Origin of the sequence: Pseudomonas cichorii, from assembly GCF_019719005.1 — a bacterium.
Lineage (GTDB): Bacteria > Pseudomonadota > Gammaproteobacteria > Pseudomonadales > Pseudomonadaceae > Aquipseudomonas > Aquipseudomonas cichorii_E.
In genome coordinates, this window is sequence record NZ_JAIGPJ010000034.1 from 22,480 (window position 1) to 41,757 (window position 19,278).

At 55.0% G+C, this 19,278-nt stretch carries 16 protein-coding genes and 1 tRNA gene; 3 read left to right on the forward strand and 14 right to left on the reverse strand.

The features are described 5' to 3' along the window. Positions 1–27: 27 nt before the first annotated feature. From K5D32_RS20655 to dibA, 3 genes are all read right to left on the reverse strand, one after another. Positions 28–1,035 (reverse strand): sulfate ABC transporter substrate-binding protein, encoded by a 1,008-nt coding sequence (locus K5D32_RS20655; protein WP_025258056.1) that lies wholly within the window; start codon positions 1,033–1,035, stop codon positions 28–30. A 146-nt stretch (positions 1,036–1,181) separates the two neighbouring features. Beyond that, on the reverse strand, positions 1,182–1,364 hold the full coding sequence (gene oscA, locus K5D32_RS20660) for a sulfur starvation response protein OscA (RefSeq protein ID WP_025258055.1): 183 nt from the start codon (positions 1,362–1,364) through the stop codon (positions 1,182–1,184). Positions 1,365–1,571: 207 nt separating this feature from the next. Further along, positions 1,572–3,506, reverse strand: coding sequence for a phosphodiesterase DibA (gene dibA, locus K5D32_RS20665; protein WP_221601643.1), 1,935 nt, complete (start codon positions 3,504–3,506; stop codon positions 1,572–1,574). A gap of 157 nt (positions 3,507–3,663) precedes the next feature. Between dibA and desA the strand changes: the two genes are divergently transcribed. Both desA and K5D32_RS20675 read left to right on the forward strand, forming a co-directional pair. Continuing rightward, complete coding sequence (desA, locus tag K5D32_RS20670; RefSeq protein WP_025258053.1) at positions 3,664–4,848, forward strand: delta-9 fatty acid desaturase DesA; 1,185 nt, start codon at positions 3,664–3,666, stop codon at positions 4,846–4,848. Positions 4,849–4,984: 136 nt separating this feature from the next. Next, positions 4,985–5,986, forward strand: a complete 1,002-nt coding sequence (locus tag K5D32_RS20675) for a sensor domain-containing diguanylate cyclase (protein WP_025258052.1) — start codon at positions 4,985–4,987, stop codon at positions 5,984–5,986. 33 nt (positions 5,987–6,019) lie between these two features. Here K5D32_RS20675 and K5D32_RS20680 read toward each other — a convergent pair whose 3' ends face one another. The 4 genes from K5D32_RS20680 to K5D32_RS20695 form a co-directional block, all read right to left on the reverse strand. After that, positions 6,020–7,405, reverse strand: coding sequence for a response regulator (locus tag K5D32_RS20680; protein ID WP_221601645.1), 1,386 nt, complete (start codon positions 7,403–7,405; stop codon positions 6,020–6,022). A gap of 160 nt (positions 7,406–7,565) precedes the next feature. Further along, complete coding sequence (gabT, locus tag K5D32_RS20685) at positions 7,566–8,846, reverse strand: 4-aminobutyrate--2-oxoglutarate transaminase (RefSeq protein WP_025258050.1); 1,281 nt, start codon at positions 8,844–8,846, stop codon at positions 7,566–7,568. A 120-nt stretch (positions 8,847–8,966) separates the two neighbouring features. Then, on the reverse strand, positions 8,967–10,409 hold the full coding sequence (gene gabD, locus K5D32_RS20690) for an NADP-dependent succinate-semialdehyde dehydrogenase (protein WP_216704643.1): 1,443 nt from the start codon (positions 10,407–10,409) through the stop codon (positions 8,967–8,969). Between the two features lie 242 nt (positions 10,410–10,651). Beyond that, positions 10,652–10,972: a RebB family R body protein gene (locus K5D32_RS20695; protein WP_409372886.1), complete on the reverse strand. Its 321-nt coding sequence runs from the start codon at positions 10,970–10,972 to the stop codon at positions 10,652–10,654. Positions 10,973–11,143: 171 nt separating this feature from the next. On the opposite strand from K5D32_RS20695, the gene K5D32_RS20700 reads away from it, so the two are divergent. Then, positions 11,144–11,220, forward strand: a tRNA-Arg gene (locus tag K5D32_RS20700). Between the two features lie 157 nt (positions 11,221–11,377). Here K5D32_RS20700 and K5D32_RS20705 read toward each other — a convergent pair. The 7 genes from K5D32_RS20705 to K5D32_RS20735 all read right to left on the reverse strand — a co-directional run bounded on the left by K5D32_RS20705 (position 11,378) and on the right by K5D32_RS20735 (position 18,995). Further along, the gene (locus K5D32_RS20705; protein ID WP_221601649.1) at positions 11,378–13,030 is read right to left on the reverse strand and encodes a hypothetical protein; all 1,653 of its coding nucleotides are present in this window, start codon (positions 13,028–13,030) and stop codon (positions 11,378–11,380) included. A gap of 66 nt (positions 13,031–13,096) precedes the next feature. Then, the gene (locus K5D32_RS20710) at positions 13,097–14,098 is read right to left on the reverse strand and encodes a glycosyltransferase family A protein (protein ID WP_221601651.1); all 1,002 of its coding nucleotides are present in this window, start codon (positions 14,096–14,098) and stop codon (positions 13,097–13,099) included. Further along, positions 14,091–14,969 carry a hypothetical protein gene (locus tag K5D32_RS20715; RefSeq protein WP_221601653.1) on the reverse strand — a complete coding sequence of 293 codons (879 nt, stop codon included), beginning with the start codon at positions 14,967–14,969 and terminating at the stop codon, positions 14,091–14,093. Before K5D32_RS20715 ends, K5D32_RS20710 begins: the two co-directional genes overlap by 8 nt. A 278-nt stretch (positions 14,970–15,247) precedes the next feature. Continuing rightward, the gene (locus K5D32_RS20720; protein WP_221601655.1) at positions 15,248–17,008 is read right to left on the reverse strand and encodes an ABC transporter ATP-binding protein; all 1,761 of its coding nucleotides are present in this window, start codon (positions 17,006–17,008) and stop codon (positions 15,248–15,250) included. 4 nt (positions 17,009–17,012) lie between these two features. Further along, positions 17,013–18,137: a DegT/DnrJ/EryC1/StrS aminotransferase family protein gene (locus tag K5D32_RS20725; RefSeq protein WP_221601657.1), complete on the reverse strand. Its 1,125-nt coding sequence runs from the start codon at positions 18,135–18,137 to the stop codon at positions 17,013–17,015. After that, a complete protein-coding gene (locus K5D32_RS20730; protein ID WP_025258042.1) occupies positions 18,134–18,598 on the reverse strand; it encodes an acyltransferase in 465 nt (154 codons plus the stop codon). The genes K5D32_RS20725 and K5D32_RS20730 overlap by 4 nt, the downstream gene beginning before the upstream one ends. Further along, positions 18,591–18,995, reverse strand: a complete 405-nt coding sequence (locus K5D32_RS20735) for an FdtA/QdtA family cupin domain-containing protein (RefSeq protein WP_260407481.1) — start codon at positions 18,993–18,995, stop codon at positions 18,591–18,593. Before K5D32_RS20735 ends, K5D32_RS20730 begins: the two co-directional genes overlap by 8 nt. Positions 18,996–19,278: the final 283 nt, after the last annotated feature.

The window sequence follows — 19,278 nt, forward strand, 5'->3', positions numbered from 1 at the left end:
TCGAGCAATGCCGCCTGGCTGCACAGATTACTGCGCTTGGTAGATCTGGTCGAACACACCGCCGTCATTGAAAAATTTCGGCTGCGCAGTTTTCCAGCCGCCAAAGTCTTTGTCGATAGTTACCAGCTCCAGTTTCGGGAATTGCTTCTCGTATTTGGCGGCAACTTCCGGATCACGCGGGCGGTAGAAGTTCTTGGCTGCGATTTCCTGACCTGCCTTGCTGTACAGGTGCTTCAGGTATTCGGTAGCGATTTCGGTGTTGCCTTTCTTCTCGGCGTTCTTGTCGACGACCGCAACAGGCGGCTCGGCCAGGATCGACAGGGAAGGTACGACGATATCGAACTTGTCGTTGCCGCCATCTTCCTTCAGAGCCAGGAACGCTTCGTTTTCCCAGGCCAGCAACACGTCACCCTGACCGTTGTTGACGAAGGTAATGGTCGAACCGCGAGCACCGGTGTCCAGGATCGGCACATGCTTGAACAGGGTCTGTACGTACTCCTTGGCCTTGGCTTCGCTGCCACCGGACTTCAGGCCATAGGCCCATGCCGCCAGGAAGTTCCAGCGCGCACCGCCGCTGGTTTTGGGGTTCGGAGTGATAACCGAGACATCCTTCTTGATCAGGTCGCCCCAATCCTTGATGCCTTTAGGGTTGCCCTTGCGCACCAGGAACACGATGGTCGAGGTGTAAGGCGTGCTGGCATCTGGCAGGCGAGTCTGCCAGTTCTCTGGCAGGGTCTTGCCCAGCTTGGCGATTTCGTCGATGTCACCGGCCAAAGCCAGGGTCACGACGTCAGCGCGCAGGCCGTCGATGACAGCACGGCCTTGCTTGCCCGAACCACCGTGGGACTGCTTGACGGTGACGGTGTCGTCCGGATGAGCCTTTTTCCAGTAGCTGGCGAACTCTGCGTTGTACTCCTGATACAGCTCGCGTGTCGGATCATAGGACACGTTGAGCAATTCATAATCCTTTGCAACAGCGGAACCTGCAAAAACAGCGCTGGCCAGAGCAGCCAAAGCGAAACGGCGAATTGACATAAGGTGGAGCTCCTGGAAATTCTAAGTGTTGGCTTTTTTTGGATTCTTCTTGGCGCTTCAAAACCGCATTCGGAATGGAGCGCTGCTGTTCACGGGTGTATCAGGAGTCAAAGTGAAGCCCTCCGGTTAACCAGTCGGGTATGCAATCAGCTCGGCTTGGCGCCAGAGTTCTGCAAACGAAACTTTTCCTTACGCTCGATCTGAACCACTTGGGCGTTATGCACAGTGATTTCGACGGCGCCAAAACGCAGGTCACGCAGCGCACTCTGAATTTCACGCAGAATTGCTGCTTCGTCCTGACCGTCAACACTACGTAGAGATGCGCTCATAATCGTATTCCTTGAAATTTGAGATGCCTGCCTGTCGCGACTGGGGGCGATGGCTTGTGGCGGTGAGGCAATATTAGATACGCAGAGTTATTCTTAAAAAGACTATTTAAGAATGCAGATATAACCAAAAGTCATTTGGCGTTGCAGCATGCAGCCGGAGCGCGTTGCACGCCCCCGGCGGGCCTGGATTGCACAGATAAAAATTATTCAGATAACGGGCTGGCGAAAGTCCGGCGCTCGCAACCAGTCGATCTTTTCAGCAGGCATCGGCCGAGCGAACCAATAGCCTTGCCCCAACTGACAGCCATTTTCCAACAGGAAACCCGCCTGCTCGGCCTGCTCGATGCCTTCAGCCAGCACCCGCATCCCCATACTCCTTGCCAGGGCAATGATGATGCGCACAATCGCGATATCGTCCTCATCGACAGGCAAGCCGGCAACGAACCCCTGATCGATCTTCAGCTTTTGCACCGGCATGCGCTTGAGCCGCAGCAGCGATGAATAACCGGTGCCGAAATCATCGATGGCCAGGCTCAGGCCCAGATTGCGCAATCTATGCAGTTGTTCAATGGCCTGCTCGGGGTCGTCCATTACCGCGCTTTCGGTGACCTCCAGTTCCAGAAAGCCAGGGTCGAGCCCGGTATCGCGCAGCACCTGAGCCACTTGTAAGTCCAGATCACCATGGCTGAACAGCCGGCTGGAGATATTCACCGCCACAAAGGAAAGGTCAACGCCCTCCTCCAGCCAGGTGCGCATCTGGCGGCAGGCCGTGTTCAGCACCCAGGCATCGATATCGGCAATCAGGCCGCTCTGTTCGGCGATCGGAATGAATTCTCCCGGCGACACCATGCCACGCCTTGGATGTTCCCAGCGCACCAGAGCCTCAACCCCCTTGATACGGCTGTTCTGCAGGTCATGAATCGGCTGGTAGAACACCCGCAATTCCTGCTGCTCGATGGCCCGGTGCAATTCACTGGCCAGTTCAACCCGCTGCTGGGCATGCGCCGTGAGTTCTTCGGTATACAGCGCATAACCTTCGCGCCCGTCGCTCTTGGCCTTGAACAAGGCAGAATCTGCATTGCGCAGCAATTGCACAACCGTCAGCGCGTCGCCGGGGAACAGGCTGATACCGATACTGGCGGTCATGAACAGCTCGTGATCATCGAGCAGAAAAGGCTTCTTGAAACTGTCGATGATCTGCTGGGCCAGGGCGGCGGCCTGCACGCTCTGCTGGCAATTCTTCACCAGCAGCGCAAACTCGTCGCCGCCCAGTCGCGCCAGGGTCAGTTCGCTGTCGAACAGGCTCTTCAGGCGCTCGGCCACTGCCTTGAGCACCTGATCGCCAACGCTGTGGCCCAGGCTGTCATTGATGTTCTTGAAGTGGTCGAGGTCGATGAGCAGCAAGGCACAACCGCGTTTGCTGGAGCGGGCATGGGCCAGCGCCTGAGTGGCACGATCAGTGAACAGCAGCCGATTGGGCAGGTCTGTCAGGGCGTCGTAATGAGCCAGTTGGGCCAGTTCCTGCTCGGAGCGCTTGATGGCCGTGATGTCCGAGAACACCGCCACGAAGTGCCTGATCTGGCCATCCTGATCCTTGATGCCACGAATACTCTGCCACTGTGGATAAATGTCGCCGCTCTTGCGCCGGTTCCAGATTTCGCCACTCCATTGCCCGGCACTGAGAATGGAACGGTACATCTGCCGATAGAACTCGGGGCCGTGGCGCCCGGACTTGAATTTGCTCGGGTTGAAGCCCAGCACTTCATCGGCCTGATAGCCGGTGATTTCCATGAAGGCGCGGTTCACATGAACGATCAGGCCCTTTTCATCGGTTACCAATACCCCTTCGCGGGTGCTGTCGAAGACCGCCGAAGCCAGCCGCAGGCGCTCCTGATCTTCCTCCTGCTGGCGACGCAACTGCGCATCGATGCCTATGAACCTGATCAATCGGCCACGGGCGATAAACACCATGACCGCGCTGAGCACTACCCAGAGATAGACTCCAACCTGCTGCCAGAAGGCCAATCGAGCCGGTTCTTCGATCCAATGTGGCAGCAGCTCGTCGCACGCCACAAACCACAAAACAGAGGACAACCCGTACAAAAGCGCGGTCCGCAGGGCCTCATAAGAAGAATTGTTCATAAGAATGCATAAAGCCTTACAAAATGACCGGATTATAAAGCAAGAAACATCCTGCGACTCTTATCTAAAAGAGCGACTGGTTTTCTGTGAAAGCTAAGTGATAATGCGCTTGTTACTTTGTTTTTCACACGCGTCTCTACCGAGGGCCAAACAGCCTATGTGGTACAACGGTTTGCTCGACCTTTCCGTCTGGCAGTTAATAGCAGTCACGCTGGTAATGACCCACGTGACCATCGTCGGCGTTACGGTTTACCTGCATCGCTACTCCGCTCACCGCTCCCTGGAACTCAACGCCGGGCTCAAACACTTCTTCCGTTTCTGGCTGTGGCTGACCACGGCGCAGAACACCCGCGAGTGGACAGCCATCCACCGCAAGCACCACGCAAAATGCGAAACCGCCGATGACCCGCACAGTCCGGTCGTCAAGGGCCTCTCCACCGTTCTGCGCAAAGGTGCCGAACTGTACCGTGCCGAGGCGCAGAATCAGGACACCCTGCGCATCTACGGCAAGAACTGTCCCGAAGACTGGATCGAGCGCAACCTCTATTCGCGCTACAAGATGCTGGGCATCGCCCTGATGGCCGTCATCGATCTGGCGCTGTTCGGCGTGCTCGGTATCACCGTCTGGGCCGTGCAGATGATGTGGATTCCGTTCTGGGCCGCTGGCGTGGTCAACGGTCTGGGTCATGCCGTGGGCTATCGCAACTTCGAGTGCCGCGATGCGGCGACCAATCTGGTGCCATGGGGCATCGTGATCGGTGGTGAAGAGCTGCACAACAACCATCACACCTACCCAAACTCGGCCAAGCTGTCGGTCAAGCCATGGGAGTTCGACATGGGCTGGGCCTGGATCAAGCTGTTCAGCGCACTGCGCCTGGCCAAGGTCCAGCGGGTCGCGCCGATTGCCCACCGGGTCGAAGGCAAGGGCCATATGGACATGGACACCGCCATGGCGATCCTCAACAACCGCTTCCAGATCATGGCTCAGTACCGCAAGCTGGTCATCGGCCCGCTGGTTGCACAGGAGCTGGCCAAGGCCGACGCCTCGGTGCGTCACCAGTTCCACCGCGCCAAACGCCTGCTTTCCCGGGAAACCAGCCTGCTGGAGGACAAGCATCACGTACGCATCCAGGCCATGCTCGAACACAGTCATGCCCTGAAAGTGATCTACGAGAAACGCCTTGCCCTGCAACAGATCTGGCTCAAGACCAGCAGCAACGGTCATGACATGCTCAGCGCCATCAAGGACTGGGTACAGGAAGCCGAGGCCAGCGGTATTCAGTCACTGCGCGACTTTGCAGATCAGCTGAAAACCTACTCCCTGCGCCCCGCTCAAGCCTGACACCGTTGATCGGCGTGCCCACCTGGGCGCGCCGATACCGGAACTTCCCTCCTGAAAATCAATCTCAAAGGCTTCCCCATAATCCGTTTGGGTGGATGCTGCGGCCTTGGCCGCACGTCATTTGAGATGCCGCACGATGGAAAAGCAGACAGCAATCGCCCTACCCACGGCCACGCAAATAGCCGAGATGCCCGCGGCAGCAGAAACCCTGCTGGCCCTGATGCATGCCCAGGCAGAAGTAGCTCGCCTGAGCGAGCGCGAACAACTCTTCAGTTCACTGCTGGTGAGCGTCAATGCCGTACTGTGGGCATTCGACTGGGAAACCCAGCGCATGGTCTATGTCAGCCCTGCTTACGAGAAGATATTCGGACGCTCGGCAGGCCTGCTGCTGGCTGACTTCGCGGAATGGCGCGACAGTATCTATCCCGATGACCTGAACTATGCCGAACGCAGCCTGAGCGACGTCATCGAAAAAGGCTCCATCGAAGATCGCGAATACCGGATCATCCGGGCCGATGGCGAGATCCGCTGGCTGAGCGACAAATGCTTCGTCAGCCACCGCACCGATCCCAGCCAGCGCCTGATAGTGGTCGGCATCGCCGAAGACATCACCGAGAAAAAACACCTCGAAGACGAACTGCAGCGCCTGGCCACCACCGACGTACTGACCCAGAGCAGCAACCGTCGTCACTTCTTCGAGTGCGCCCAGCGCGAGTTCGAGCTGGCACGGCTCAATGACACACCATTGGCCTTTCTGCTGCTGGACGTCGATGACTTCAAACTGGTCAACGATACTTACGGCCACCAGGAGGGTGATGTGGTGCTGCAGCGTATCGCCGAAAGCGGCCGCTCTGCGTTACGTCGCGGTGATCTGTTCGGGCGTATTGGCGGGGAAGAGTTTGCAGCGGTATTTCCTGGCTGTGCTCCTGAGATGGCCATGCAGATCGCCGAGCGCCTGCAACGTGAAATCCAGCGCCAGAGCTTCCAGTGCAATAACACGACGTTCGGCATCACTGCCAGCCAGGGCCTGACTAACCTGGGCCCGGAAGACACCAGCCTGGAAGCGCTCTATGCACGAGCGGATGCAGCCATGTATCAGGCAAAGCGTCAGGGCAAGAACCAGATTGTTCTGGTGTGAGGCCTTCGCGAATGAATTCATTCGCGAAAAACCTCACCCCTTCGGCAACTCCTGAACCCCGACGCCCGGGTCTTCGGTACTGGCAACTCCCGGATCCACAGGCTCTGACGTAATATCCAGCAGATCCGTATCAGCCTCCTGTTCAGGCTCAGACTCTGCCACTTCAGCCACCACCGGCGCCAGCAGGCTTGGGTCGGTTACGCCCGTGAGCTTCTTGCGCAGGCGCTGCAAGTCGCCAACGCTCAGTTTCAGCAACTTGGCAGACTTGGTCTTGACCAGCGTCGTCACGCTTTCATGCTCCCCCAGACGGGCCATCTGCCCGGCGAGGTTCATGGCCAGCACTTCGCGGGTATAGATGCCGGTGTTGTACTGATACACCGCAGCAATCAGCTCACGCAGCTCAAGCGGCAGACGCCAGCGAGTGCGCAAGGCTGAGCCGTAGGCAGCAGAGTATTGTTCCAGAGATTGCCTGATCACCTCTTCGTCCAGATGGCCACCCGCCAGCAGCCACTCCTGCAGACAGCCCAGCACCGCCAGATCCCCCAGCGACTGCAGCAGACCCGCGCAGAAGCATCGCTCGACATCGAGTTCCAGCATGCCACCCAGAATGCGTGCGTAATCCGCTGTGCGTTGCGACATTGTCCAGAACTTGCTGGCCTCGACCAGCAGTGCATCGTTTGTCAGCACCGCCATGCGCTTCTTGGCAAGGGCGGTCACAATACTCGCACTCTGTACCGCGCCCAGCACGCCAATGGCCAACCCCAGGGTCTGGACAGGCTTGCCCAGATGCTGCGCCGCGCTATTGGCGGCCGCGATCAGTACCGCCGTAATGTGAGGGTCGTTGCGCAACTCCTGCTCGAGCAAGGCAGCATCGATGCTACCGCCACTCTGGCTGAGCTTGAGCGCGGTGGCGACATCCACAAACAGTGGCGCGCCATCAGCCACATCACGTCTTTTTTCGAGAAATCTGGTCAGGGTCAACCCTGGCGTCAGTGCAGGCATCTCACCCGGCACGGGGGCACGACGCTCCAGCAACAGGCCTTCAAGGCGCTGACGCAGCCCTTCGGTATTCAGAGGTTTGGTCAGGTAAGCCGTAGGCGCAAGCGGCAGGACTTCGCGCACGCTGGCGCTGTCGCTACGGTTGCTGAGCAGAATAAAGGGAATGGGAGGCTGACGACGCAAGGCGCGGATGCCCCGCAGCAGACTCAAACCGTCGATAACCGGCAACTCTCTGGCCGCTACCACCAGGTCCGGCAGATGTTTCTTGATCCATTCGACGGCCTGCTTGCCGTCGCTGCACATCTCCAATTCGACGTCAGCCCGCACGCTCAACACCAGATCACTGAGGGTTTCACGAACCCACGGATCCGATTCAGCAATCAATACGCGAGGCATCGCAGTCAAATCTACAGCAGTCATCAGAACTCTCCGACATCGATTCGCTCACCTTAGCCAAAGCCTTCGTCCGGATATATAGCTGTAAGCGATAAATCCTGTTCTCAAGACGAAAAAACCCTGCCGAGGCAGGGTTTTTTCTGTCTGTCTGGTCACAAATCACTCAATCTGTAACCGCACTTTTTCAGGCCAGCTCTGCGAAACACTCTTCCAGAATAGCCAGACCTTTGTTCAGCAGCTCATCCTCGGCCGTCAGAGGCACCAGAACGCGCAGGACGTTGCCATAAGTACCGCACGACAGCAGGATCAGCCCCTTGTCACGGGCCTTGGCCACAACCTGAGCGACAGCAGCAGCGTTTGGCTTGTGGCTGTCACCGTCTTCAAAAAGCTCGACAGCGATCATTGCGCCCAGGGCACGAACTTCGCCGATGACCGGGTATTTGGCCTGGATGGCTTTCAGACCGGAAACCAGGTGCTCACCCACTGTGTTGCAGCGCGCCAGCAGGTTTTCCTCTTCAAACACTTCCAGAACAGCCAGGGCCGCGGCACAGGCTACGGGGCTGCCGGCATAAGTGCCGCCCAGACCGCCTGGAGCGATGGCATCCATGTACTCGGCCTTGCCGCAAACGCCCGCCAGCGGGAAACCGCCTGCGATGGACTTGGCAAAAGTGGTCAGATCGGCAGCAACGCCCATCTGCTCCATGGCGAAGAAGGTGCCGGTACGGCCAGCGCCAGTCTGCACTTCGTCAGCGATCAGCAGAATGCCGTGCTTGTCGCACAACTCGCGCAGACGCAGCATGAACGCCTTCGGTGCCACATAGAAACCACCTTCGCCCTGCACAGGCTCGATGATGATGGCAGCAATATCCTTGGGCTCTGCATCGTTCTTGAAGATGCGCTCGATGCTGGCGATGGAGTCATCAACGCTCACGCCATGCAGTTCGCACGGGTAAAGGGCGCGGAACACACCGCCCGGCATCAGGCCCATGCCGGCCGAGTAAGGCACGACTTTACCAGTCAGCCCCAGGGTCATCATGGTACGACCGTGATAGGCACCGGTGAAGGCAATCACGCCTGCGCGGCCAGTCGCTGCGCGAGCGATCTTGACGGCGTTTTCCACGGCCTCGGAGCCTGTGGTCACCAGCAGGGTTTTCTTGGCGAAATCACCAGGAACCCGTGCGTTGATTTTTTCGCACAGCTCTACATACGGCTCGTAAGCCAGTACCTGGAAGCAGGTGTGAGACAGCTTGGTCAGTTGCTCTTGCACGGCGGCGATGATTTTCGGGTGCAGGTGACCGGTGTTCAGTACCGCGATACCGCCCGCGAAGTCGATGAACTCACGACCTTCGACGTCGGTAACGGTGGCGTTCTTTGCCGATGCGGCAAAGATCGGGTGGATCTGACCAACGCCACGTGGGACAGCGTTCTGGCGGCGTTGCATCAAGGATTCGTTTGTATTGCTCATGTATTCCTCATTCGCCGCTCATCGGTCGGCGTAGTTCAAGGATTAAGCAGCCGGGGTGAGCTGCAGCAGCATACGATGATCGACTGCTGCAACGCCCGGCTACCGGTCAAGCCCGCAGCGTCAAACGCTCAGGCAAAGGTATTTGATTTCCAGGTAGTCTTCGATGCCGTACTTGGAGCCTTCCCGGCCCAGGCCCGAAGACTTGATGCCACCGAACGGAGCCAGCTCGTTGGAGATCAGGCCGGTGTTGATACCCACCATGCCGTACTCCAGCGCTTCGGCTACACGGAACACGCGGCTCATGTTCTGGGCATAGAAGTAGGAAGCCAGACCGAACTCGGTATCGTTGGCCATTGCAATCACTTCGGCCTCGTCCTTGAAGCGGAACAGCGGCGCCAGCGGGCCGAAGGTTTCTTCCTTCGCCACAGCGGCATCCTTGGGCACATTGACCAGAATGGTCGGCTCAAAGAAGGTCCCTTCCAGGCTATTGCCGCCGAACAGCACTTTCGCGCCTTTGCCGACAGCATCGGCAATATGCTCTTTAACCTTGGCAACGGCCTTCTCGTCGATCAGCGGGCCAGTGGTAATGCCTTCTTCCAGACCGTTACCGATCTTGAGCTTGGCAACTGCGGCCTGGAGCTTCTCGGCGAACGCATCGTAAACGGCGTCCTGCACATAGATACGGTTGGCGCAGACGCAGGTCTGGCCGTTGTTGCGGTACTTGGAGATGATCGCGCCATCGACTGCCTTGTCCAGGTCAGCATCGTCGAACACGATGAAGGGCGCGTTACCGCCCAGCTCCAGCGACACTTTCTTGATGTCCTGCGCACATTCAGCCATCAACTGGCGACCGATTTCGGTCGAGCCGGTAAAGGACAGCTTGCGCACGATCGGGTTGCCAGTCAGCTCGCTGCCGATATCGCCAGCGCTGCCCGTCACCACGCTGAACACGCCAGCAGGGATGCCAGCACGTTCAGCCAGCTCAGCCAGGGCCAGTGCAGAATAAGGGGTCTGCGAAGCGGGCTTGAGCACCATGGTGCAGCCGGCAGCCAGGGCAGGACCGGCCTTGCGGGTGATCATCGCCGCCGGGAAGTTCCACGGGGTAATGGCAGCGGTTACACCAATCGGCTGCTTGAGCACGATCAGGCGCTTGTCTGGCTGATGGCCCGGAATCACGTCGCCATAGACACGCTTGGCTTCTTCGGCAAACCACTCGATGAAGGAAGCTGCATAAGCGATCTCGCCTTTGGCCTCGGCCAGTGGCTTGCCTTGCTCCAGGGTCATCAGACGGCCCAGGTCATCCTGGTTCTCAATCATCAACTCGAACCAGCGGCGCAGCTTGTTGCCACGCTCTTTAGCGGTCAGAGCACGCCAGGCCGGCAGCGCCTTGTCGGCGGCCTCGATGGCACGACGGGTTTCGGCAGCACCCATCTTGGGCACGGTGCCGAGAATTTCATTGGTTGCCGGGTTGTTGACCTTGATCGTCTGACCACCGTCCGCATCCAGCCACTGGCCGTTGATATAGGCTTGCTGGCGGAACAGTTTGGAATCTTTGAGCTGCATGTCGGCCTCCTAAACAGCACCGCACAAGGGCGGAGCGAACAATTGAATATCGATGTGCCTCATTTGGAAGCCATCGCCAGGAAAACATTCCATCGGTCCCAGCGACGCACATCGCGAAAAAACGGGAAGACCGAACAAGAGCGTTTGAAATCTCAAACGAATCCTAGGGACTGCCGGGATAAAGGACAATAGCCTGTTCAAAAAAAAGAACAGGCTGACAATGGAAAGATGAACGTCCCTGGCTATTGGAAGCTCTTGAGCACCGTCAGCAGGCTTGCAAGGTTGTCAGGCGCTCCGGACTGGCCAACCGCCTCGGTCGCCTTGGCAGCGCAGGTGTCGACGTTATAGATCTGCATGATCCCCTGATTGGCAGCAGCCTGAGACAGGGTGTTCTGTTGCTGCTGCGCGGACACAGCGTTCTGAAACAGAATCGCCGTTGCCTGGGACATGGATTGGTACAGAGTGCTCATGGCCATGGGCGGAGACTCACCCAGCACCTTGACGTTGGCCTGGGTGACAGCATCGGTAATCTGCGCGTTTACGATTGAGTCGGGCATGGACATCTCCTGGGAAACCGCTGCCACATCAGGGCCTTCGCCACTTGGCGCATTACACCCCGGGCCGCCAAAAAAGCATAGATGTGAAACCACAGAAGCAAAAGTCGCGATTTCCCGCCAGAAGCTAAAGCCAGCATGGACGCCCGCCCGTCAGATGAGTATCATGGCGCCCGCGTTGCACTCGTAGCTCAGCTGGATAGAGTACTGCCCTCCGAAGGCAGGGGTCGTGGGTTCGAATCCCGCCGAGTGCGCCATCTTCCTTTCCCTTGGTCCCAAGGGTTGCCGCTTCAGCCGAAAACTCTCTTGCACCTCAATCACCGCCCAGGCTGACGGACTGTTTTCCTGCTCGTGATTTGCAAGCGCAAACCCCACCTTGAAACCGGTGGGGTATGAAGTCACTTGATACGAACTCTAGACTTGCTGGGCCGCGCTCACTTCAGTGAAGCCTTGAGCATGCCGGACAGCGGTACGACGCCTGTGAAAAATATAGAGCGCCGTGAGTATCCAGAACGAAATCATGGTTTCCAGAAAGCTGAAAATCTGATTATTCGCCGGGATATACAGGAACATGATGGCAAATAACGGCAGCAGCATCTTCGCAAAGAAGTCATCATCATTGACCACGGCAAGGTAAACGTTTGCGAAATACCAGCCCAGGATCAACATGACAATCGACACGCCAAAGAAGCCGACATCATTTGCCATGTAGCTGTAGAACGAATGCCAGTAAACATTCTCGTCCCACCGTGCGGTAATTTTGCGCTGGAACGTTCTGTCCCTTACATCAATGCCAAGGTGCTCGGCGAAAACACGCTGCAGGAATACCGAATGCCCGATGCCATATGAGCTATCGAATTTCTCTCCAAGCGCAATGGATACGCCCTGGTAGCCCTGAACCAGATAGACGGTCAGCTTCTCATAGAAGTCGGTAAGGTTGGACTTCTCAGGTACGACTGCGACTGCGACCTGGGCAGGCACATCTGCCACTTTGGCAATCTGTGGCAGGGCTACAGTTTCAATCTTCGCAGGCAACTCCGGAGTCATCGCCTTTGTCGGCAAAGGTGCTGTATTGCTCTTCGGTGTAGCCCCCTTGTCATCAACCGTCGCTGGCAAGGCCACAACATTGGTCTTGGCAGGCCGCACAGTAATATCGACGCTTTCCGGTACGGCTGGAGCAGTGTCTTTCACAGGCAAGCCTGCATCCTTGGCTTTCTCAGCCGGATCCAGATCGCTTTTGAACACACTTCCCGTTTCATTCAAATAGCTGAACGAAATTGGCTTTTCGTCTTCAAAGAAAACTTTGTAAGGCGACACTCCGGATTTGACGCTATAAAACTGCCAGAACGAGAACAGGAATATAAAGACCAGGAAGAACAGAAAGGTCTTGCGCCGTCCGAGTTCGACAAAAAATCCGGCAGACTTATTCGAAATAACAACACCAAACAAGCAAACCGACACAACAAAAAGGTAATAAAAATTGATTGCGCTCAGACTGGAGATGATGCCCGTGCACAACGGAAGCATGACCACCAGAAAGCCCACAATTTTGCGCGTGGTACTCAGCCGGTCCCAGAAGAACACCAGGCCTGGTAACAGGACGTACTTGAACACTCCGAACAACAGGAGCATCCCTGTGACATAGGCATTCCCCGAAAACCCTTCTCTTGAGGCAGCAGAAGCATAAAAACTCCTCACCTCGGCAGGCGCCAATAACCCCTTAAGCAACTCCGAGAAAAAACCGGTGGGGAAATATGATCTGGAAAGCGTCGTATTACGATGAAGGATAACCATCGCAATGAAAGCGAAGACGATAATAATCCAGTAATATCTCAAAAACAGATTATCACCTCTCGGCTCAACAGCCCTGACCGGCTGTTTTAGCGAAAAACGGCAAGACAGAAGATACCCGGCGATAAAAAACGCGTGATACAGGGATACGACAAAAAGGAATTCTTTTTTGTTTTCGACGGGCCAGATCACCGGGCCGAAAAAAAACAGCCACAGCGTGAAGAGCAGGTAGCTTTCCACAAGTAAAAGCGGTATGTAAAATTTAGCAGTTTTCATCCAGCCCACCGAAGAAGTTTAAACCTTTTCCAACATCCAGAAACTTCAAGTTCATCCGCTGCTTAATCATGCCTGGCTGTGCCCTGCATGAAAATCAGACGCCCTTTTGCTGACCAGCTCATAGTGGGACTTGTGGCGAGCTACATCGGGAGTCGACTCGGAATACCGCTTCAAGGTTGGCACGAGTCGTGTCACCAATCGAAGCAGATAAACATAGTAGTTCAGATTGAGCAGCTTTTTCAAAAACCCATTATCCAGGTTGTAGCAATACAGGCGATTCTTCAAGAGAATACGTCCGAACCAGCCTTTCTCCAGAGAGAGCAGGTGGTTGAAAATATTCAGCTTGTCCTTGTCGAAGTCCGACCCCCTGACAAGATACGTCGATCCTGATGTGCGCCGGTAGTACACATACACTTTACTGGACTGGTGAAAACTGACATTTCCATAAAGCTCGGCAGTCTTTACCAACATAGGAAAATCTTCAGTAACACTGTAGCTATTGATGAACTGGCAAAGCTCATCATTCAGCAGAAGCTTTTTATTGCAGAAGAGATTGGGCGTATTGATGCTGCTGATGTTTTTCAGACGCGCCATGAACGGTTTGTCTTTATAGAGAGTATCAGAAGCCAGGATATGGAACAGGGTCGAAGGTGAATTGATAATCTCACCATCGATCAACAGCAGCGGCAGACCTGAATAATAGTCATGAGTGCTTAACTGTTCGGCCTCTTCAAAAAGATTCACACACGAATAGACATCATCGCCAGCGGTAATTTTGAAAAGTTCACCCTCAACATGGGGCCAGATACGGGTGTAGTTAAAGCAGGTACCATTGTTTTTTGAATGGTCCAGAACCTTGACATCATGAAACAGATGACCATGAACAGACAGCCAGCGATTTACCAGCTCAATGGTTTTATCCCGGGAACAGTCATCCGCGATAACCAGACAAAAATCGTAGTCGGCACCGAAGCTTTCTATCAGAAATCTTATGCTTTCGAGGTGCTCGACAATATAAAGCTCGTGATTAAACGTCAAAACACCAAATGTAAATTTCTTCTTAGCCACGAGAAACACCTTCACTCAATTTCTTTGCCAACACTCTGTACAAGAAGATGAAAGCCTTAAAACCAACCATCTTGAAGCCGAGTACAAAAAAATCGACTTTCCATTTCAAGCTGTACTTTCCATCCGACAAAGACTCACTTGCCACACCCCTTTTATTGATGTCAATCGGCAAATCATACTTCTTCAGTACAGGTGTAATAACGCTAGGCACCCACTTCCCTCGACGGATCGCGCCGCCAAGCGTGTAGTTGTAGACAAACGTATCTTCCTTGCCGATCTGGGCACAGTAAAAAGTGTCGCCGCCGCCATATGTCCGCGCGCTACCGAAAAATTCCCACGCCCAAGGCGAGTCAACTTCACCGGTAAACTCGACAAGCTTACGGGTTCTCCAGAGAGCAGGCGCAGAATTCAAGCGGTAGTCATCTCGCGCTCCTACCACTTCAAAACCATCAAACTCGCCTTCAACCCTGTTCACGCCAGGAATATTGCTGAAATAAAAAACAGCGATTTCGGAGCGTTCTTTCATGGCCCGGATGCAGTCAGCTATTTTCGACTGATTGACGGGAGACTCCAGGATGAAATCATCAAACAGAGTGATAACAAATTCCGTTTCCACCAGGGCCAGAGCTTTGCGTAACCGCCAGCCCCAAGGTCGCTTGGCTTCATCAGCCGACAGTTTCAGTGTACGTACCTGAAACCCGTCAAACTCGAAACTTTTACGCTCCGTGTTCAATATGACCCGACAGTCACAGTCAGGCCACATCTCCTTGAGTGAGTAGAAAAAAGGGAGCCACACATCTTCATAACTGTCGCAGGAGTTAACAATGATTGTGCAATCCTTCCCACTCACCCTGCCAACGTTATCACTCATGACCCACTCCAACGTAAACCGCCGGGGGAGAGCCTGAAATAGCCATGCATTTCTGACTGCTGCCCCCTGATTCTCAAAGCAGTAAACCCATCCATTTGGATAGACTTCCACTCAATTCTGTTTTTCAGCTATCAGGCGCATCTTGCAGCGGCCACTTCCCACCTTGCAGATGCACCTGCGCCCTGCTTCAAAGCAGGGCGCATGAATGTTTCTAACATCGACGATATGCGTAGCGAGGTCTTGCCGGACAAAAGCCCATGCCCCTCGCTCATTTAAAACTAACGAACGACGCCGCACACAGACTCATAAGAGCCATACCTTACCACTGTTCCACCTTCGACCTCGATAACAGTATCACAGGTCTCCAGCGTATTAAGACGGTGCGCAATGACGATCAACGTCGTGCCATCCCCCAGATCATCAACAGCGCGCATGACTTCCTGCTCGGTTTTACTGTCCAGCGCACTGGTCGCTTCATCCAGAATGATAACGCTGGCTTCTTTATAGAAAGCACGCGCTATCGCAATGCGCTGGCGCTGTCCGCCGGAGAGAAAGACACCTCGCTCTCCCACCGGAGTCTCATAACCAGCAGACCACGATTCGATGACATCGGAAATTTGCGCCTTGGCGGCGGCTCGCTTCACGCGATCGAAATCGATATTTTCGTAAGGCACCCCGAAGGCGATGTTTTCAGCCACTGAAGCGTCAGACAGAAATATCTGCTGTGGCACGTGGGCAATATTCCCCTGCCAGTTGCGACTGTTGTCCGTATTCACCTCGACACCGTCGACCGCAAAGACACCGTCCGTTGGAGTCAGCAACCCCATCAGAATATCGATCAGGGTACTTTTTCCACTGCCCGTGGCCCCCATCAGACCTACACGCGAACCTTTGGGAATATTCAGGCTGATGTTTTTCAACACCCACGGCGCATCGTTCCCATAGCGATACGAGACATTCTCCAGCGACAGACGATCGTTGAAATCCAGAGGAATGCGCGTCGTTTCGATTTCGACGTCATTACGCTCTTCTGGCAGAAGGTCCAATACATCTCGCAAGGAATCCTGCGCACCGCTGATACAGGCCCAGGCAGCATAGGATTGCTGCAGCACCGGAAGCAGGCGTTGCGCCGCCAGAGCCAGCGCGCCCAGCATAGGGATGGATGCAAGCAGTCCACCAGGCAACTGCGCAAGCCAATAGGCAAAAATCGCAATCATCAGCATGCCGAACGACTCGATAGCGAATCGAGGTGAGTTCGCGATGATCTGGATATTGGCCTTGGCCCGACGCAGCTTGTAATCGGCGCTATCGAAGTCCTTGCGATAGGTACGCTGAGACGAGTCGATGATCACGTCCCGAATACCTTCAAGACTTTCACTCATCAACTTCAACAGCCGATCGGAAGTGACGCTCACCACCAGACTGTCTTTTCTCAACTGCTTCCTGGTCACCAGTACAACCGCCAGGTAAACCCCGCCAAAACTTGCAAAGGCGAGAAAGGCGACAACCGGCTGGATGGCCAGGACGATCACAAGAATTGCCAACATCATGAAAGCCGAGCTGACAATGGTCAGGGAGGGAAAAAGAAACTCCCGCACCACGGTATCGACCTTGTTGAAAATGGCAGTGATCACTTCACTGCTGTTTCTGGAGATGTGCTTGCTGTAAGGCTGATGAATAACCGTCTTGTATATATCGCCTGCCAGATCGCCACCGACGGCCGAACTCAGCCTGTTCTGCGCCCACATCAGCACAAAACGACTGACACCGGAGAATATGGCCGCGGCAGCAAAAATGACGGTCAACGGCAATAAAAGCCCGTTGGCAGAGTCGATTCCCATGGCGGCAAAGAGATCACCCACCAGCGGCTGGCTCAGTAGCTTCTCGGGATTGATCAGGACAGCCAGAAAGGGAACGATGGCTCCGATGCTGACTATTTCCGCAAGCGATGCAACCACCATGAGCCCGAGGATCACAAAGAACTGCAGCTTTCTTTTGAGTGTAAAACACTTCCAAAGACGGCCTAGCAACTGAATCATTGAGTCACTCTTCGCAAGAAAAATTATTAACGGCTGCGATGACCAGTTCGACTTCAGCCGATGTCATTTCAGGACTCATTGGCAAACTCAGGACTTGCTGATGGATCTTCTCGGTCACTGGATAGCTGTGGCCATTGAGCTCTTTGTAAGCCTGCTGCTGATGGACAGGAATCGGGTAGTGAATGATGGTTTGAATACCTTGCGCGGCCAGATGCTGCTGCAACACATCACGCTGTCGGCATTGAACGACAAACAGATGCCACACATGGCTGTGCAGTGACAACGGGCAAGTGCCGGTGGCAAGTGGCAGTTCTACGGCAGGGTTGTTGATACCCTCCATGTACATTCTGGCAATTTCCCTGCGGCGCGCTGTCTGGTCATCCAGATACTTGAGCTTGACGCTGAGCATGGCTGCCTGAATCTCATCCAGACGGCTGTTCACGCCCTGGTAGAGATTCTTGTACTTTTCATGGGAGCCATAGTTGCGCAGTGCGCGCAGGACTTTCGCCAGCTCGTCGTCGTCGGTGGTAACAGCGCCCGCATCGCCCAGAGCACCCAGGTTTTTTCCTGGATAAAAGCTGAAGCCCGAAGCATCGCCCCAGCTCCCTGCCCTTCGGCCATTGAAGCTCGCGCCATGAGCCTGGGCTGAGTCTTCCAGAACCAGAAGTCCCTTTTCCTCAGCCAGCGCCATCAATGCCGTCATGTCGGACAATTGCCCGTACAGGTGGACTGGCATGAGCACACGGGTTCTGGAAGTCACCGCAGCCCGGGCATTGGCAGGGCACAGGTTGTAAGTGCTCGCATCGGGTTCGACCAGAACCGGCACCAGGCGATTTTCGGTGATAGCCAGGACACTGGCGATGTAGGTGTTAGCCGGCACGATGACTTCATCGCCATCCTTGAGTTTCCCCAGCTCTTTCCAGGCACGCAACGTCAGGTTCAGCGCATCAAGGCCGTTGGCAACGCCAATGCAATGCCGGCTACCGCTGTAGGCTGCAAAACTTTCTTCAAAAGCCGACAGTTCATTACCGCCGATGTACCAGCCCGAATCAATGACACGGGTGCACGACTCGATCAATTCGTCACGCATCGTCGAATTGATTTTTTTCAAATCCAGAAAGCTGATCATTTGTCCAGGTACCTGATAATTCTTGCCGGGTTGCCTACTACAACAGCGCTGTCGGGCACATCTTTAGTGACCACAGAACCTGCCCCTACCATTGCATTACTACCGATGGTAATACCCGGCAGCAATGTTGCATTGGCCCCAATACTTGCCCCGGCCTTGACCGTTATGCCTTGAAACGCATCGGGATATACTTTCGATCTGGGCATTGGATCGTTGGTAAAAGTTGCGTTGGGACCAATAAAAACGTTGTCTTCCACGCGAGTGCCGCTCCACAGGAAAACACCCGATTTGACAGTCACATTGTCGCCCACGATGACATCGCCTTCGATCAGCGTATGGGCACAGATATTACAGTTGCGACCGATAACCGCGCCCTCCAGAACCACGGAGTATTGCCAGATACGCGTCGAACTACCAATGCTTGAGCTTTTGACATCGGCCAGAGCGTGAATCTCAGACATTATTTATCTCCGTGAGAAAGCGATCATAATTTCTGATGTAATCCGACTCGTCATAATGCTCGCTGGCCAGCACCAGAAGTATGCAGTCGTCACTGAAGTCATGCATTTCGCGCCAGACCATACTTTCGATCAGCAGCCCTCTGGTAGGGCTGTCCATCACGGTTTCTTCACGGACTTTGCCGTTGTCCAGCACCATCCGGCACTGTCCGGCAACACAGATAGCAACTTGTTTCAGGTTACGGTGAGCATGATACCCGCGACTGACACCTTCGCCGGTCCGATAGATGTAATAAACGCGTTTAATATCAAAAGGTATTGCTTTTTCCATACCAATTTCCAGAGCGACCAACCCTCCTCGTTCATCGCCCAGACTGGGAAAGTCAATCCATTTCATCATGCTCACTTCACATGCTCCGCTATATTTTCTGATTGGCGCTGTATAAGAATTCATCGAGATCGGCAATCGCTACGAAAAACGAATGGCTCAGCACTTACCCTGCGTTCTGCACTGAGGTGCTGAAATGCCTTTTTGAGCCCCATCTGCATGTGCTAAATCCTCGAGAGATTGTACACCGAGGCTCTGCAGGTCCGCTCATCGACTCAAACCCACGATAATACGCAGGGCAGGCCACCAGTTATACCTTTATGAGCCCTGACCGATGAAAACATCTGTGTATTCC

Coding starts and splice junctions, on each gene's coding strand:
- K5D32_RS20655 (WP_025258056.1), bottom strand. CDS start 1,035: ATGTCAATTCGCCGTTTCGCTTTGGCTGCTCTGGCCAGCGCTGTTTTT.
- oscA (WP_025258055.1), bottom strand. CDS start 1,364: ATGAGCGCATCTCTACGTAGTGTTGACGGTCAGGACGAAGCAGCAATT.
- dibA (WP_221601643.1), bottom strand. CDS start 3,506: ATGAACAATTCTTCTTATGAGGCCCTGCGGACCGCGCTTTTGTACGGG.
- desA (WP_025258053.1), top strand. CDS start 3,664: ATGTGGTACAACGGTTTGCTCGACCTTTCCGTCTGGCAGTTAATAGCA.
- K5D32_RS20675 (WP_025258052.1), top strand. CDS start 4,985: ATGGAAAAGCAGACAGCAATCGCCCTACCCACGGCCACGCAAATAGCC.
- K5D32_RS20680 (WP_221601645.1), bottom strand. CDS start 7,405: ATGACTGCTGTAGATTTGACTGCGATGCCTCGCGTATTGATTGCTGAA.
- gabT (WP_025258050.1), bottom strand. CDS start 8,846: ATGAGCAATACAAACGAATCCTTGATGCAACGCCGCCAGAACGCTGTC.
- gabD (WP_216704643.1), bottom strand. CDS start 10,409: ATGCAGCTCAAAGATTCCAAACTGTTCCGCCAGCAAGCCTATATCAAC.
- K5D32_RS20695 (WP_409372886.1), bottom strand. CDS start 10,972: ATGTCCATGCCCGACTCAATCGTAAACGCGCAGATTACCGATGCTGTC.
- K5D32_RS20705 (WP_221601649.1), bottom strand. CDS start 13,030: ATGAAAACTGCTAAATTTTACATACCGCTTTTACTTGTGGAAAGCTAC.
- K5D32_RS20715 (WP_221601653.1), bottom strand. CDS start 14,969: ATGAGTGATAACGTTGGCAGGGTGAGTGGGAAGGATTGCACAATCATT.
- K5D32_RS20720 (WP_221601655.1), bottom strand. CDS start 17,008: ATGATTCAGTTGCTAGGCCGTCTTTGGAAGTGTTTTACACTCAAAAGA.
- K5D32_RS20725 (WP_221601657.1), bottom strand. CDS start 18,137: ATGATCAGCTTTCTGGATTTGAAAAAAATCAATTCGACGATGCGTGAC.
- K5D32_RS20730 (WP_025258042.1), bottom strand. CDS start 18,598: ATGTCTGAGATTCACGCTCTGGCCGATGTCAAAAGCTCAAGCATTGGT.
- K5D32_RS20735 (WP_260407481.1), bottom strand. CDS start 18,995: ATGATGAAATGGATTGACTTTCCCAGTCTGGGCGATGAACGAGGAGGG.